10 protein-coding genes (1 of these 10 running past the window's edge) are annotated in these 16275 nt (G+C 67.9%); 5 read left to right on the forward strand and 5 right to left on the reverse strand.

All coding sequences use genetic code 11. The features are described from left to right. The 4 genes from L1080_RS11435 to L1080_RS11450 form a co-directional block, all read right to left on the reverse strand. A protein-coding gene (locus L1080_RS11435) for a non-ribosomal peptide synthase/polyketide synthase (RefSeq protein ID WP_250768366.1) crosses the window boundary here: on the reverse strand, nt 1-5307 show its start. It extends 25731 nt beyond the left edge of the window; only the first 5307 of its 31038 coding nucleotides appear in the window; the start codon lies at nt 5305-5307; the stop codon falls past the left edge of the window. Between the two features lie 288 nt (nt 5308-5595). Then, nucleotides 5596-7329 (reverse strand): apolipoprotein N-acyltransferase, encoded by a 1734-nt coding sequence (gene lnt, locus L1080_RS11440; protein WP_250768368.1) that lies wholly within the window; start codon nt 7327-7329, stop codon nt 5596-5598. Further along, nucleotides 7319-8923: an amidohydrolase gene (locus L1080_RS11445; protein ID WP_250768370.1), complete on the reverse strand. Its 1605-nt coding sequence runs from the start codon at nt 8921-8923 to the stop codon at nt 7319-7321. The genes lnt and L1080_RS11445 overlap by 11 nt, the downstream gene beginning before the upstream one ends. Nucleotides 8924-8935: 12 nt before the next feature. Then, nucleotides 8936-9442 carry an FxsA family protein gene (locus L1080_RS11450; RefSeq protein ID WP_250768372.1) on the reverse strand — a complete coding sequence of 169 codons (507 nt, stop codon included), beginning with the start codon at nt 9440-9442 and terminating at the stop codon, nt 8936-8938. A 193-nt stretch (nt 9443-9635) separates the two neighbouring features. On the opposite strand from L1080_RS11450, the gene L1080_RS11455 reads away from it, so the two are divergent. Continuing rightward, the gene (locus L1080_RS11455; RefSeq protein WP_250768373.1) at nt 9636-10253 is read left to right on the forward strand and encodes a hypothetical protein; all 618 of its coding nucleotides are present in this window, start codon (nt 9636-9638) and stop codon (nt 10251-10253) included. A 21-nt stretch (nt 10254-10274) separates the two neighbouring features. Here the strand turns inward: L1080_RS11455 and L1080_RS11460 are convergent, their stop codons facing one another. Then, complete coding sequence (locus L1080_RS11460) at nt 10275-10934, reverse strand: response regulator (protein WP_109329663.1); 660 nt, start codon at nt 10932-10934, stop codon at nt 10275-10277. A 209-nt stretch (nt 10935-11143) separates the two neighbouring features. Here L1080_RS11460 and L1080_RS11465 point away from each other — a divergent pair, with 209 nt between their 5' ends. Genes L1080_RS11465 through L1080_RS11480 form a run of 4 tightly spaced genes read left to right on the forward strand, consistent with a single transcriptional unit; the run spans nt 11144 to nt 16252 of the window. Further along, nucleotides 11144-12304 carry an XdhC family protein gene (locus L1080_RS11465; RefSeq protein ID WP_250768376.1) on the forward strand — a complete coding sequence of 387 codons (1161 nt, stop codon included), beginning with the start codon at nt 11144-11146 and terminating at the stop codon, nt 12302-12304. A gap of 56 nt (nt 12305-12360) precedes the next feature. Beyond that, nucleotides 12361-13266 (forward strand): FAD binding domain-containing protein, encoded by a 906-nt coding sequence (locus L1080_RS11470; RefSeq protein ID WP_250768377.1) that lies wholly within the window; start codon nt 12361-12363, stop codon nt 13264-13266. Between the two features lie 2 nt (nt 13267-13268). After that, nucleotides 13269-13853 (forward strand): (2Fe-2S)-binding protein, encoded by a 585-nt coding sequence (locus L1080_RS11475; RefSeq protein ID WP_213572226.1) that lies wholly within the window; start codon nt 13269-13271, stop codon nt 13851-13853. Then, nucleotides 13850-16252, forward strand: coding sequence for an aerobic carbon-monoxide dehydrogenase large subunit (locus tag L1080_RS11480; protein ID WP_159922127.1), 2403 nt, complete (start codon nt 13850-13852; stop codon nt 16250-16252). The genes L1080_RS11475 and L1080_RS11480 overlap by 4 nt, the downstream gene beginning before the upstream one ends. Nucleotides 16253-16275: the final 23 nt, after the last annotated feature.

Consider the following 16275-nt stretch of genomic DNA (forward strand, 5'->3'; position numbering starts at 1 on the left):
GTCGATGACCCGGGCGAGGTACTCGGGGTCGCGGTGACCGTCCGGGGTGGCCAGCACCATCGTCGCGCCCGTGTGCAGCGGCCAGAAGTAACCCCACAGTGATACGTCGAAAGTAGTTGCGGTCTTCTGCAGGAACACGTCCCGTTCGGTGAGCGCATACTCCGCCTGCATCCACACGAGCTGGTTGACGATCCCGCGGTGCGGCACCGACACCCCCTTGGGCCGACCGGTGGAGCCCGAGGTGTAGATGACGTACGCGGGGTTGTCGGGGCGGAGCGGTGCCAGTCGGTCGGTGTCGGTGACAGGTTCGCCGGAACAGGAATCCAACGCGATCCGATCGATCTCGACGAACGACGAACCCGCGGGAAGTGCGCCGCGGTCGGCCGAGGTCGTCAGCACGCAGACGGGCTGTGCGGAGTCGAGCACATACCCGATCCGGTCCGTCGGGTGATCCGGATCGACCGGCACGTAGGCACCGCCGGCCTTGACGATCGCGTACATGCCCACCAGCAGGTCCGGTGAGCGCCGCATCGCCAACCCGACACGCGATTCGGGCCCCACCCCTCGGTCGATCAGATAGCGCGCCAGACTGTTCGCGCGGCAATCGAGTTGGGCATACGACAGCGTGAGGTCGCCGAACACCACCGCCACCGCATCCGGAGTGCGGGCAACCTGCGCGTCGAACAGCTCGGGCAGGCACATCGCAGGCACGCGGCGCTCGGTGTCGTTCCACGTGCAGAGGAGACGGTCGCGTTCCGCGGCGTGGAGCAGGGGCAGATCACCGACCACCGTCGCAGAGGATGCCGCGACCGAGCGCAACAGGTTCACGAATCGCTCGGCCATCGACGCAACGGTCGACTCGTCGAACAGATCGGTGGCGTAATCGAAGCCGGCCGCGAGACCACCCGGAGCCCCCGCGTCACCGAACCGTTCGGTGACGGTCAACTGAAGGTCGAATTTCGCGACATGAACATCGATTTCTGCCGCCGCGACCTCGAGGCCTGGCAGCTCGACGGAGGTCGGCGCGGTGTTCTGGAACGAGAGCATGACCTGGAACAGCGGATGACGCGCGGCGGACCGGTCGGGGCTGAGCACCTCCACGAGTCGCTCGAACGGGACGTCGGCGTGGGAGAACGCGGCAAGGTCGGCGTCACGGACCCGGTCGAGAACCTCCTCGAACGTGTCGCCCGGCTCGGCGGTCGCGCGAAGCACCAGGGTGTTGACAAACATGCCCACCAGGGCGTCGAGCGCCTCCTCGCCGCGTCCGGCGACCGGGGTGCCGATGACGATGTCCGTTCCGGCGCCGAGGCGATGGAACAGCACCACGAGGGCTGTGTGGGTGACCATGAACAGCGTGGTGCCGGTGCTCTGTGCGAGATCGACGAGTCGCCCGTGGACGTCGGCCGGGATCGTGAACTCGACACGACCGCCCCGATGCGACATCTCGGCGGGCCGCGGCCTGTCGGTGGGCAGCTCGAGCATCTGGGGCGCTCCGGCGAGCGCGGACTGCCAGTAGGCGATTTGCCGCGCGGACATGCTGTCCGGGTCGCCTTCCGAACCCAGTAGTTCACGCTGCCAGAGGGTGTAGTCGGCGTATTGCACCGGGAGGGGCGCCCAGGTTGGCGCGTGACCGGCGACGCGCGCCGCGTACGCAGCCATCACGTCGGCGGCCAGCGGCGTCATGGACCAGCCGTCGGCGGCGATGTGATGAACCACGAGGACGAGAACGTGCCGGTCGGCCGCCTCCCGGAACAGCCCGGCGCGCAGAGGTGTGTCGGTGGTGAGGTCGAATCCGGCACCGCCGAGGGCCGTCACCGCGGCGGTGAGCGACTCGGCGTCGACGTCGATCGGGTCCGTGTCGGCCAGCACGCTCACGGCGGGGGTGATCAGCTGGTGTGGGCCGTCCGGGTTGTCGGGGAAGACGGTGCGCAGCGCCTCGTGCCGTTCCTGGATGTCACCGAGCGCCGCTCGCAGGGCATCCCGGTCGAGCGCACCGGTGAGCCGCAGGGCGATCGGCAGGTTGTAGGCGGCCGAGGCCGTGTCGAATTGGTTGAGGAACCACATCCGTTGCTGCGCAACGGAGAGGGGCATGCGGGCGGGGCGGTCCCGCGCTTCCAGCACCGGCCGCGAGTCTGCCTGCGAGTCGGCGTTCGACGCCGCGACCGCCAGGTCCGATACCGACGGCGACTGGAACAGATCCCGGACCCCGATCCGCACACCGAAGGCGGCATTCACTCGGGACACGACCTGCGTGGCCATCAGCGAGTTTCCGCCGACTTCGAAGAAGCTGGTGTCGATGCTCAGTTCGGGGAGACCGAGGACGTCGCGGAAGACTCCGAGCACAATCTCCTCGGTGACCGTTCTCGGGCGCACGATGTCGGCCGAGCGTGCGGCGAAAACCGGTGCGGGCAGGGCGTTGCGGTCGAGTTTGCCCGCCGGGGTCAGCGGGAGCGTATCCATCACCATGATCGACGAGGGCACCATGTATCCGGGAAGACGCTCCCCGACGAATTCCGACAACACCCTGGTGTTGACGTCGGTTCCCGGCGCCGGCAGCACGTACGAGATCAGGCGACTGCTCCCGCTCCCGTCGTCATAGCCGACCGTGTGGGCGAACTTCACCACCGGATGCGCAGCCAGTGCGGCGTCGATCTCACCCAACTCGATCCGGAACCCCCGGATCTTCACCTGAAAATCGCTGCGGCCCAAGAACTCGAGAGTAGGAGGCCGATTCGGGGCGGACACCCAGCGGACCACGTCACCCGTGCGGTACATCCGCCCGCCGGTTCCGAACGGGCTTGCCACGAACCGGTCCGCCGTCAATCCGGCCCGATGCACATACCCGCGCGCCAAGCTGGAGCCGAGGACGTAGAGTTCGCCGCGCACCCCGGCGGGGACCGGACGCAACCGGTGGTCGAGGACGACGAGGTCGACACCCACGGTCGGTGACCCGATGGTGACCGGCTGCCCGGGCACCATCGGTCCGGTAGCGGACGCCATGATCGTCGTCTCACTCGGACCGTACGCATTGACCATGATCCGGCCCGGGGCCCACCGCGCCACCAACTCCGGCGGGCACACATCACCCGCCACCACTACCGTTTTCAGATGCTCCAGCCCGCGGTGATCGAGCGACGCCAATGCCACCGGAGTGCAAAACGCATGCGTCACCTGCTGTTCGGCGATCAGTTCCGCCAACTCGGTGCCACCGTAAATCGTGGTCGGCGCCACCACGAGGGTCGCACCCGCACACACCGCCATCACCAGCTCGAACACCGACGCATCGAAACTCGGCGACGCGAAATGCAGCACCCGCGAACCGGACGACACCACCAGACGGTCCCGTTCGTCCGCCGCCAGATTCACCACACCCCGGTGCGTGACCGCCACACCCTTAGGCCGGCCCGTCGACCCGGATGTGTAAATCACATACGCCGGATGATCGACCGACAACGCCCGCGTCCGATCGGCGTCCGTGACCGCATCCGGCGGATACGCCGCCGCGGTCGCCCGAAACTCGTCGTCGTCCAGGACGATCCAATGCATGCACTCCGGCAACCCATCCCGCAACGCGGCGGTGGTGATACCGATCGGCGCACCGCAATCCTCCAGCATGAATGCGATGCGGTCAGCCGGATAGCTCGGATCGACCGGAACGAACGCCGCTCCCGCCTTCGCCACCGCCCACACACTCGACACCGACTCCCGCGACCGCGGCAACGCCAACGCCACCATGACCTCCGGGCCGACCTGGAGGTCGATCAGTAACCGCGCCAGCCGGTTCGACGTTTCGTCCAGGGCGCGGTAACTCAGGGTGTCGGCGGAGATCCCGTGCCCGGGTACGACGAGTGCGTCCCCGTCCGGGTTGCCGAGGACGGCACCCGCGAGGAGGTCGGGCAGCGTGAGGGGCGCGAAACCGGCGCGGCCGGAAGCAGGAACGAGGGTGCGGCCCTCGTCGTCGTCGAGGAGGTCGAGATCGCCGACCCGTCGAGGTTCGTCGGTGTCGGAGGTGAGGAACGCCTCGAGGAAGCGGGTGAAACGAGCATGATGGGCACGGAGGGTGCCTTCGGAGTACAGGTCGGGGTTGGCCTCGAGGTCCAGGTTGAGGCTGGTGCCGGCGACTCCGTGATAGACGTTGACCGCGAGGTCGGTGATGGGACCGGTGGACAGCAGTTCGAGCCTGCCGACAATGCTGCCGAGGGTGATCTCGTCGTGGAAGAGCATGACGTTGATCAGGGGGCCGTAGAAGCCCTGGTATTCGGTGGCCGTGTCCCGCCGCATGTCGATATGCGGGTAGCGCTGGTGGCGGAGTGCCGCGGTGACTTCCAGCCGGACCGCCGCAACCAGCGCCGCATTCGTCATGTCCGGCCGGACGTGCAGGCGCAACGGAACCACATTGGAGACCATGCCGCCGGAGCGGCGGAGCAGCGCGGTGGTACGGGCGGTGACAGGCAGGCCGACCACGACCTCTTCGCGTCCCGTCATCCGGGAAAGGTACGCGGCGAACGCGGCGACGATTTCGAACGCCGTCGACGAGTCGTGACGGTTCGTCGCGGCCTCGAGGTGGTCGATGAGGGTCCCGTGGATCTGCCCACCAGTTGTCCGGCTTCGTGCCTGCGCGGGTGCGGAGCGGTCGACGAGGCTGTGCGGTTCACCGATAGTGGACACCCGCTCGGACCAGTACTCCTGGTCGGCGCGGTAGCGCGGCGAGAGCCGGTAGTCGTCGTCGACCCGGGCGACGTCGGTGAGTGCGGCTGCCTTGGACGGTGCGGCGGCACGCCCCTCGACGGCTGCGGTGTACAGCTGTGTGGTCCGGTCGATGAGCGTCATCGATCCCATGCCGTCGAGCGCGACGTGGTGGACACGGCTGTACCAGTAATGACGATCCGGCCCGGTGCACAGGACCGCCGAGGTGACGAGCCGATCGCGACACACGTCGAGCGGAGTGGTGTACTCCTGCCGCATCCACTCCATGGCTGCCGCCCTCGGATCGGGCTCGTGCTGCATGTCGACGAAGCTGACCGACGCGTCCAGGGTTGGATCGACCAGCTGGTAGGGAACTCCGTCGACCTCGACCAGGCGGAGGAAGGCGGAGCCGAGTTCACGGCCGGCGGTGATCAAGGACTTCGACAGCAACGCCACGTCCAGGACACCCGTTAGTTCCACGCACTGCGCGATGGTGACAGGAACGTCGGGATTGAGCTGCTGGGCGAACCACATCCCCCGCTGAGCGGTGGAGAGTGGGAATGCACCGTCCGGAATCCGACCTACGGCGGTCACATCACCACTCGGCACGGCTTCGCCCACGTTGTTCGTCCTCTTCCCACTCCGGCGGTGGGCATGGCACCCACCGGCCACCCAAGAAACTCATAGTGACCTGCGAACCTGGGAATTTACCGAACCTTACCCGGGAGTACGCTTCAGGTTCCTATCGGACGTACGGTTCAAACCGTTTCAGGGCGTCTCAGAATGTGGACTGACCACCTGTTTGCGCATGGGTGTCACGTTTCGTAACTCCCAACCCAGCAGCGAGAACGTGCGTTGTGGGCGGCAGCGTCCAGGCATCCCATGATCAGGGCGAGATTGTCCCGCCCGTCATATGTCGGAATGATCACCAGAGTCGGTGCGCTTGGTGCCCCCCTCTGCCCGGATTCGGTCTTCGATGCCGTGAGGATGCTCCCTGCCGGCAATTGCCGGCGCCGTCTCGGTGCTGCCTCGAGCCGGTGTGCGAATTTCGCGCCGGCGTGGCACCAGAGCGGCCACGACCGCGGCGGCGGCGGCGAGGCAGAGCAAAACCTCCGGCAGAGGTCCGAGGCGACTCGCCGGAGTCAGCTGGGTCCGCAGCGGCACCTCCGACACCAGGGCGGCGGGCACGAACAGTGACGTCTGTTCCACGGTGGAGCCGTCCGGCGCGATGATCGCACTGACACCGCTGGTGGCAGCGACCACCACCGCCCGCCCGTGCTCGACGGCCCGCACCTTCGACATGGCGAGTTGCTGATACGTCATCTCGGTATCGCCGAAGGTCGCGTTGTTCGTCGGAACGGCGAGCAGTTCCGCGCCGGCCCGCACCGACCCCTCGAAGGCTCGATCGAACGCCACTTCGTAGCAGGTGGCGACCCCGACGGGAACACCGTTCGCGTGGACGACGCCGTCGCCGTCGCCGGGTACGAAATTGCCGGCCCGGTCGGCGTAGGAGGAGAAGTGCCGGAAGAAATCGCGGTAGGGCAGGTACTCGCCGAACGGTTGGATGATGCGTTTGTCGTGTCGTTCGCCCGGTCCCTCGTCGCCGTCCCAGACGATCACCGAATTGGTCGTCGTGCGGTCGCCGTTGACCAGCACCGCACCCACCAGGATCGGCGCGCCGATCGCGTCGGACGCGCGGGAGATGTCCGCGGCCGCGTCCGCGTTACGCAGCGGGTCGATATCGGACGCATTCTCCGGCCAGACGACGACATCCGGTTGCGGCGCCGCCCCCGCGGCCACCTCGTCGGCCAGTTGGAGGGTGCGCCGCACGTGATTGTCGAGGACCCGTTTGCGTTGGTCGTTGAAGTCGAGCCCCAGTTTGGGCACGCTCCCCTGGATTGCCGCGACGGTGATCGTCCGGTCCCCCGACCCCATGTCGGCGAGCGCCGGCGCCAACGCCACCGACAGCACCGTGGCAGCGAGGGCCGCGGCCAGACCGCCGGCAAGAGGTCGCTTCCAGTCCGCCGCGCCGTGCGCCCGAGCCCACACCGTCACGGCGACGGAGGCCAGTCCGGCGCCCGTCAAGGCCACCCCGAAGCTGAGCAGCGGGGCGCCGCCGAGACTCGCCAACGGCAGAAGCCATCCCTCCGACTGCCCGAAAGCGAGCCGGCCCCAGGGGAAACCGCCGAACGGGACGCTGGCACGTAACCATTCGGTGAGTGACCAGCCGGCCGCGATCCACAGCGGCGCCCAGCGCAACCGGGACCCGAGCACGGCTACCACCCCGAACAGGCCCACGAACACCGCCTCGGCGGCCGCGAGCGCCAGCCACGGCAGGGCGCCGACGAACACGCCGATCCACGGCAACAGCGGTACCAGGAAGCCCAGACCTGCCAGGTAGCCGTAGCCGAAGCCGGCGCGGAGTCGCGGCGCCGGCCCGCCCGCGCCGGTGAGAACCAGGACGAGCAGTGCGACACCGACCGGTGCCAGGAACCACAGCGGCCGGGGAGGAAACCCGGCGAAGATCAGAAACCCGGCGGCCACCGAGACGACGCAGCGCACAAGCAGACCACGGGCGCCGATCAACCGAAGGGGTGCAATGCCGTCAGCACTCGTGGACGACGCTCCCCCGTCAGCACTCATGGACGACGCTCCCCCGGTGCACCGAACGCAGCAGCACCGGCGTGGGTGCGTCTTCGTCGAGTCGCGGCAGGGCGGGCACCCGGGACCGCGGATCGGTCGACCACCGCTGGACGGAATCCTGGGGTGCGCTGACCACCAGCTCACCGGCATCCCACACCGCATACGACGCCGGGGCACCCGGGTTCAGGGTGCCCGCCAGCCCGTCCCGGACCCCGCCGGCCCGCCAGGCCCCACGAGTGGCAGCGGAGAACGCGGCACGCGGCGAGATGCCGCTCCCCGGTGTCCGGTGCTGGACTGCCGCACGGACCATCGCCCACGGTTCGACCGGGGTCACGGGAGCGTCGGAACTCAGCGCCAGCGACACTCCGGCGGACGCGGCCGCGGAGAACGGGTTCAAGGTGAGGGCCCGGTCCCGGCCGAGACGCTGCGCGTAGAGACCGTTCGTCCCACCCCACAGGGCGTCGAACGCGGGCTGCACGCTGGCGATCACACCCCACGTCGCGAGGCGGGCCGCGTCTTCGGTGCTCATCATCTCGGCGTGCTCGAGCCGGTGTCCGGCCGCGGCGACGGCGGGTCCGCCGAGTTCGTCGGCCACCAGCGCGAGGGCATCGACCGCGGCCCGGACCGCGGCGTCACCGATCACGTGGAAGCCCGCCTGAATGCCGGCGATCGTGCAGGCCCGGAGGTGGGCCGCGATCTCGTCGACGGTGAGGTAGCTCTTCCCGGTGGTGCCGGGCGCATCGGCGTAGGGTTCGCGGAGCCACGCGGTGTGCGACCCGATGGAGCCATCGATGAACAGGTCGCCGCCGAGAGCGTGAGCGCCCGTGTCCTGCAGGAGCTTCCGGGCCTCCTCGACGTCGGAGACTGCCTGCCCCCAGTAACCCCGCACCTCCACTGCGTGGGAGGTGGACAACAATTCGCGGAAGTCGTCCAGTCCGGCGATGTCCGGACCGCCACACTCGTGCACCGCGACGATTCCGCGGGCGGCAATGGCGTCGAGCGCTGCGGCGCGGGCGACTGCCCGCTGCCGTTCCGTCAGCAGGGACCGGGCGACCGTGCGGGCGGCGTGGTGCGCCTCGAAGGTCAGCGGTCCGTCCGGGGAGTAGCCCGCGGTTGCGTTCACATCGGGGACCAGCTGCCGCAGCGCAGTGGAGCACACCGCGGAGTGAACATCGATCCGCGAAAGGTACACCGGGCGGCCCGGCGCGGCCTCGTCCAGCTGCGCCGTGGTGGGGCCGGCGCCCTCCGGCCAGTTCGAGTCGTCCCAGCCATGCCCCCAGATGACGGCGTCGTCGTGGGTGCGAGCAAAGGACTGCAACCGGTCGAGGCACTCGCGCAGCGAGCCGACACCGACGAGGTCGAGGCCCACGATGTTCAGCCCGAGGGCGGTCACGTGAACGTGGGTGTCGACGAACGCCGGAGTGACGAACGCGCCGTCCAGGTCCACGACTTCGGCGTCCGGGTGCAGTGCGCGGGCTGCGCGGTCGTCGCCTACCCACACGACGGTTCCGTCGGTCACTGCCATCGACGTGGCGTCTGGTGCAAAGGAACTGTAGATTCGGCCGCCGACCAGCAGTTGGGTAGTCACGGGCACCTAGTGTGCCTGCTAGGGCAGAAGGCGTGGATCACGGGTCGGGGTTCGAGGTTGCGGATCGACCACCTCACCGTTGAACACGTCGTGCACCACCTCACCTTCGATCACTTCACCGCTGCCTCGACGTGGGGCCCGGGCGAAGGCCTCGGCGCCGGCCGCGACGACGGCGGCGCGCTTGCCGGCAACAAGCACGACGACGGGCCGAAGCAGCCATCGGGTGGGCGGGATGAGCAGAAGCAGCCCGAGAAGTGAGGTGACGAGCCCGGGCACCACCATCAGCGCCGAACCGGCCGCCACGAGGGCGCCGTCCGCTACCGCCGCACCCGGCGACCCCTTGCCGCCTGCGGCTGCACGCAGCCCCTGGATCACCCGGCGCCACTGCGAGCGCATCAGCATCAGCCCGACGAGCGACCCACCGAGGAAGAGGCAGGCTGTCCAGAGCACACCGATCGTGCCGCCCACCCAGATGAGTGCGGCGATCTCCACCACCACGTAGAGCAGAAACACTGCGGCGTACATGACGCCCCCTTTCGAACGGCGGATACCGACACTCTGGCCGTCTGTCCGTTCAACGTTCGAGGACGCCAGATTTCTCCCGGCACAGATCTCGAACCGCTCACAATCTAACCCTAAAGTTGACATTGAGAGTTGTGCCGTGATGCAGTTCTCTCGGATGGGGGTCTTCCGATCCCGCGCACAACAAGGAGCCGCTATGTTCCGGTCCACCCTGTTCCGCCGTGCCACGATGGTCTTGGCATCGGCCGCTGTCGCCGGCATGCTGTCGGCCGCACCCGCCTCGGCCCAGCCCCTTCCCGACGCGGCCCGGGGTATCGGGGAGCTGCAGACGCTGGCCGCCGAGATGTCGCCGGTGGCGAGCAACGCGGTGAACCAACTCCTCGGCGCCAGCGTCTTCGTCCCGAAGGATGTGCTCGAACTCGGGCTCACCACTCCGCAGGATTTCATGTACCCGTCCCCCACCCTGGGATGCGGTGTCGCCGACGAGCCGGCGACCGTCACCCTGGCAAGCGCTCAGGCAGGACCGAATCTCTTTCCCCCGATCACCGCCGGCCAGTTGCGGTTCCAGGCAATTCCCGCCTACGTGGCGATACCGCAGTCGTCCGATCTCAGCGTTGCCTGGATCAACCTGAACACCTTCCAGGGCGGGATCGTGAAACTCGACGACCGGCTGCCCATCATCAACACCCCGCTGCTGTCGAAGATTGTCGACACGGGTGCGGGCACGGTGCTCGGCACGATGTTCGGCACCGTGAGCTATCCCGGCAACGTCAACTGCACGGTGGTCCCGACCGTCGGCACGTTCACGTCCTGACCGTCACGGCGGCGGACGAACTTACGAGCCGGGCCGCACCAGGCCCGTCTCGTAGGCCAGGACCACCGCCTGCACGCGGTCCCGCACATTCAATTTGGTGAGTATCCGGCCGATGTGCGACTTCACCGTCGACTCGGACAGGAACAGACTTTCCGCGATCTCCGTGTTCGACAATCCGGTGGCGACCAGCTGCAGCACTTCCCGTTCCCGCTCGGTCAGCACGTCCAGTACCGCCGGGTCGCGGCGCGGAGCCGGGCCGTCGTCGAGGAAGCGGGCCAGCAGTCGCCGCGTCACCTTCGGCGACACCACAGCGTCTCCGGCCGCCACACTGCGGATGGCCGACACCAGGTCCTCCGAGGGGGTGTCCTTGAGCAGGAAGCCACTGGCCCCCGCCCGCAACGCCCCCATCGCGTGCTCGTCTAGGTCGAACGTCGTCATGACGAGTACGCGGCTCGCGACCCCGGATTCGAGTATCTGCGCCGTCGCACTGACCCCGTCCACCACCGGCATCCGCACATCCATCAGCACCACATCGGGTTCGAGTTTACGGACCGCCGCCACCGCGGCCGCCCCGTCGCCGGCCTCGCCGACCACCACGATGTCGTCCTGCGCGTCGAGCACCATATTGAGGCCCATACGCATCAATTCCTGGTCGTCCACGAGTAGCACGGTGATCGGCACAGCGCCAACCTAGCACCGCCCCGCCCCGCGCTGCGGATCCACAAAGGCGGCCCCTGTGGTCTTGGCCCGGAATTCCGACTGCCGCAACACCCAGCAGGCACCTGAGGCCGCGAGGGTGAGATCCGGTCTCCCGGACCAAACCCGCTTCGGCGGAATAGGCTGTACCTGAGCGTCTATCACACGTCCGGACTCGAGTGGGAAGGGTGCTGATGCGCGAGGTGCTGGCCGACCTGATGGCGGTGTGGACCGCGGGCGGGACGGCGGGTGTCGGAACCGTGGTCCGCACATTCCGCTCCGCTCCGCGACCGCCGGGGGCGTCGATGGTCGTCGCACCCGATGGGACTGCGTCCGGTTCGGTGTCCGGTGGGTGTGTCGAGGGAGCGGTCTACGAACTTGCATGCGAGGTCACGGCGTCCGGCACGCCGGTGCTGCAGCGGTACGGGATCAGCGACGAGAACGCGTTCGAGGTGGGTCTTACCTGTGGCGGAATCATCGACATTTTCGTCGAACCGGTGTCGCGCAACACTTTTCCCGAGTTCGGTGAGATTGCCCATGACATCGACAATCACCAGCCGGTCGCCGTGGCCACCGTTGTCGCGCATCCCGATGCCGCGCGGGTGGGGCGACGTCTGGTCGTCCGGCCCGAGAACGTGAGCGGTTCACTCGGCTCCGACCGAGCCGATTCCGCGGTGACCGACGACGCGCGGGGTCTCCTCGCGGCGGGCGGCAGCACGGTGCTGACGTACGGCACCGACGGTCAGCGCCGCGGCGAGGGCATGGAGGTGTTCGTCGCCAGTTACGCGCCGAGGCCGCGCATGCTCGTATTCGGGGCCATCGACTTCGCCGCCGCGGTGGCCCGGCAGGGCGCCTTCATGGGATACCGGGTGACGGTCTGCGACGCCCGTCCGGTGTTCGCGACGCACGCGCGGTTCCCGACGGCCGACGAGGTGGTGGTGGACTGGCCGCACCGGTATCTCGCTGCGCAGGCCGAGGCGCAGGCCATCGACGGCCGGACCGTGATCTGTGTGCTCACCCACGACCCCAAGTTCGACGTTCCCCTCCTCGAGACGGCGCTGCGCCTCCCGGACGTCGCCTACATCGGCGCCATGGGATCACGCCGAACCGATCAGGACCGGCGCGAACGCCTCCGCGAGGCCGGTCTGACCGACACCGAACTCGACCGGCTGTCGAGCCCCATCGGCCTGGACATCGGCGCCCGGACCCCCGAGGAGACGGCCGTGTCCATCGCCGCCGAGATCATCGCCCGCCGGTGGGGTGGCACGGGGCGCCCACTAATGGAGTCGAGCGGCCGGATCCACCACGAGGAACCCGTCGATTCTGCGTCGACTAGGGCGGTTTACCGGGGTTGACGGACCACCGGTTCTTGCGCAGGCTGAGAGGATCCACGTTTGTGAGGTAGGTCACAATGCAAGTTCCAGGATCCTTCGAATACGAGCGTGCCACCGGCGTCGAGGACGCCATCGCCCTGCTCGACCGGCTGGGCGACGAAGCCCGGCTCGTCGCTGGCGGCCACAGCCTGCTCCCCATGATGAAACTTCGCCTCGCCAATCCCGAGTACCTCATCGACATCAACGACCTCGAGGGCGAACTCGGCTACATCACGACCGAGCGGTCGAGGCTGCGGATCGGTGCGATGACACGGCACCGCCGACTACTCGAATCGGACGAACTCGCGGCGGCGTTCCCCCTCTTCCGCGACGCGGAGAAGGTGATCGCCGACCCGGTGGTCCGCAACCGCGGAACCATCGGCGGATCGCTGTGCCAGGCGGATCCGGCCGAAGATCTCGCCACGATCTGCTCTCTACTCGAGGCCACGTGCGTGGTGCGCGGGCCCGGCGGACGTCGCGAGATCCCGATGTCCGAGTTCCTCGTCGGACCGTACGAGACGGCGCTCGCACACAACGAAATGCTTATCGAGATCGTAATACCTGTTCACGGCCACAGTTCCAGTGCGTACGCCAAGATTGCACGGCGAACCGGAGATTGGGCGATCGCCGCGGCCGGCGCCGCAGTCACAGTGGAGGGCGGCGAGATAGCCCGGGCAGCCGTCGGCCTGACCGCCGTGAACCCGGATCCGTCCGGGCTCTCGGACATTGCCGACTACCTGACCGGACGTCCCCCATCCGAGGAGGCGTTCGCCCAAGCCGGACGGTTGGCCGCACAGGCCTGCGAGCCCGTCGGAGACGCCCGCGGCACCGTCGACTACAAGCGCCATCTCGCATCCGAACTCACGATCCGCACACTCCGCACAGCGGTCGACCGGGTGCTCCGCAGCGACGTGGAGCACGAGCCGACCGGAGAAGAGGCATAGCCATGCAGGTGAACATGACCGTCAACGGCGAGGCAGTGAGCGCCGAGGTGGAACCGCGCATGCTGCTGGTCCATTTCCTCCGCGACCAGCTCGGCCTGACCGGGACCCATTGGGGCTGCGACACCAGCAACTGCGGTACGTGTGTCGTCACCGTGGACGGCGATCCGGTGAAGTCGTGCACGATGCTCGCTGCGATGGCGAGCGGGCACGACGTCCGCACGGTCGAGGGACTCGAACACGACGGCGAACTCGATCCCATCCAGCAGGGCTTCATGCAGTGCCACGGACTGCAGTGCGGGTTCTGCACCCCCGGCATGATGATGACGGCGCGGGCACTGCTCGACCGGGAGGAGAGCCCCGACGAGGCCACCATCCGGGAAGCGATCTCCGGGCAGATCTGCCGCTGCACCGGATACACCACGATCGTGCGCTCGATCCAGTGGGCGGCGGACCATCGGGCGGGCGAGGCCGCCGAGCCGGAACCGGCCGGCGACTTCGACGCGGAGGTCCAGGAGGACAAGACGCGGGGCGCCGAGGGCGCACCGATGACAGTCGAAGAACACGCGACCACGGGAAGTAAGTCATGACCACCGTCGAATCGCGTCCGCCGTCGGGCGACGCCGAAATCATCGACAACGACAAGAAACCCTGTGGCCACGGCCGCATGCTCCGCAAGGAGGATCCCCGCTTCATCCGGGGGCTCGGGAATTACGTCGACGACATCACCCTCCCCGGCATGCTGCACCTGGCGATCCTGCGGTCGCCGGTCGCGCACGCACGGATAGTGAGCATCGATACCTCTGCGGCACAGGAACATCCGAAGGTGACCGCGGTAGTGACGGGCGCCGACCTCGCCGCGAAGAATCTCGCGTGGATGCCGACCCTGTCCAACGATGTGCAGGCCGTACTCGCCACCGACAAGGTGCGGTTCCAAGGTCAGGAGGTCGCGTTCGTCATCGCTGAGGACCGCTATTCGGCCCGGGACGCGCTGGAGCTGATCGACGTCGAGTACGACATGCTCGATCCTGTCGTCGACGCCCGCACGGCGCTCTCACCCGACGCACCGGTGATCCGTGACGATCTCGACGGCAAAACAGACAACCACTGCTTCGACTGGGAGACAGGCGACGCCGCCGCGACCGAGGCCGTGTTCGCGAGGGCGGACGTGGTGGTCAAGCAGGAGATCGTCTACCCGAGGGTGCATCCGGCGCCGATGGAGACGTGCGGTGCGATCGCCGACGTCGACAAGGTGTCCGGCAAGTTGACGCTGTACTCCACGTCGCAGGCCCCGCACGCGCACCGGACGGTCTACGCCCTGGTCTCGGGGATCCCGGAGCACAAAATTCGGGTGGTGTCCCCGGACATCGGCGGCGGCTTCGGCAACAAGGTCCCGATCTACCCGGGATACGTGTGCGCCATCGTCGCGTCGCTGGTGACCGGCAAACCGGTGAAGTGGATGGAGGACCGCAGCGAGAACCTGATGAGCACCGGGTTCGCCCGCGACTACATCATGGTCGGCGAGATCGCTGCGACCAAAGAGGGCAAGATGCTCGCGATCCGCACGAAGGTGCTGGCCGACCACGGTGCGTTCAACGGGACGGCGGCCCCGGTGAAGTATCCGGCGGGTTTCTTCGGCGTCTTCACCGGCAGCTACGACATCGAGGCCGCGCACTGCGCGATGACGGCGGTCTACACGAACAAGGCGCCCGGCGGGGTGGCGTACGCGTGTTCGTTCCGCATCACCGAGGCCGTGTATCTGGTCGAGCGGCTCGTCGACTGCCTGGCGTTCGACCTGAAGATGGATCCGGCGGAGCTTCGGCTGAAGAACCTGCTGCGTCCCGACCAGTTCCCCTACACCAGCAAGACCGGCTGGGTGTACGACTCCGGCGACTACGAGACCACCCTGCGCAAAGCCATGGACCTGATCGGCTACCAGCAGTTGCGGGAGGAACAGAAGGAACGCCGCGAACGCGGTGAGCTGATGGGTATCGGCATGGCGTTTTTCACCGAAGCCGTCGGCGCCGGACCGCGGAAGGACATGGACATTCTCGGCCTGGGCATGGCCGACGGGTGCGAACTGCGCGTCCACCCCACCGGGAAAGCCGTCCTCCGGTTGTCGGTGCAGACGCAGGGGCAGGGGCACGAGACGACGTTCGCCCAAATCGTCGCGGAGGAACTCGGCATCCCACCGGACGACATCGACGTGGTGCACGGCGACACCGACAACACACCGTTCGGGCTCGGCACGTACGGCAGCCGGTCCACGCCGGTGTCGGGCGCGGCCGCGGCGCTGGTGGCCCGCAAGGTACGGGACAAGGCGAAAATCATCGCGTCCGGGATGCTCGAGGCCTCGGTCGCGGATCTGGAATGGGAGAAAGGCGAATTCCATGTGAAGGGTGATCCGTCGGCGAAGGTGACCATCCAGGACATCGCGATGCGGGCACACGGCGCCGGTGATCTGCCGGAGGGCATCGAGGGCGGACTCGACGCGCAGATCTGCTACAACCCGGAGAATCTGACGTACCCCTACGGCGCGTACTTCTGCGTCGTCGACATCGATCCCGGCACCGCGGTGGTGAAGGTGCGGCGTTTCCTCGCCGTCGACGACTGCGGCACCCGCATCAATCCGATGATCATCGAGGGTCAGGTGCACGGCGGTATCGTCGACGGCATCGGGATGGCGTTGATGGAGATCATCGAATTCGACGAGGACGGCAACTGCCTCGGCGGATCGCTGATGGACTACCTGATCCCCACGTCGCTGGAGGTGCCGAAGCTGGAGACCGGCTTCACCGTCACCCCGTCACCCCACCACCCGATCGGCGCCAAGGGCATCGGCGAGTCCGCGACGGTCGGGTCGCCGCCGGCCGTGGTGAACGCCGTCGTGGATGCGCTCGCCCCGTTCGGTGTGCGGCACGCCGACATGCCGCTCACCCCGTCCCGGGTGTGGGAGGCCATGCAGGGCCGCGCGGCACCACCGATCTGAATATTGCCCGGCTCTCGGCAGGA

The organism is Rhodococcus sp. MSC1_016 (assembly GCF_023667485.2).
In the GTDB taxonomy this organism is placed as follows: domain Bacteria; phylum Actinomycetota; class Actinomycetes; order Mycobacteriales; family Mycobacteriaceae; genus Rhodococcus_F; species Rhodococcus_F oxybenzonivorans.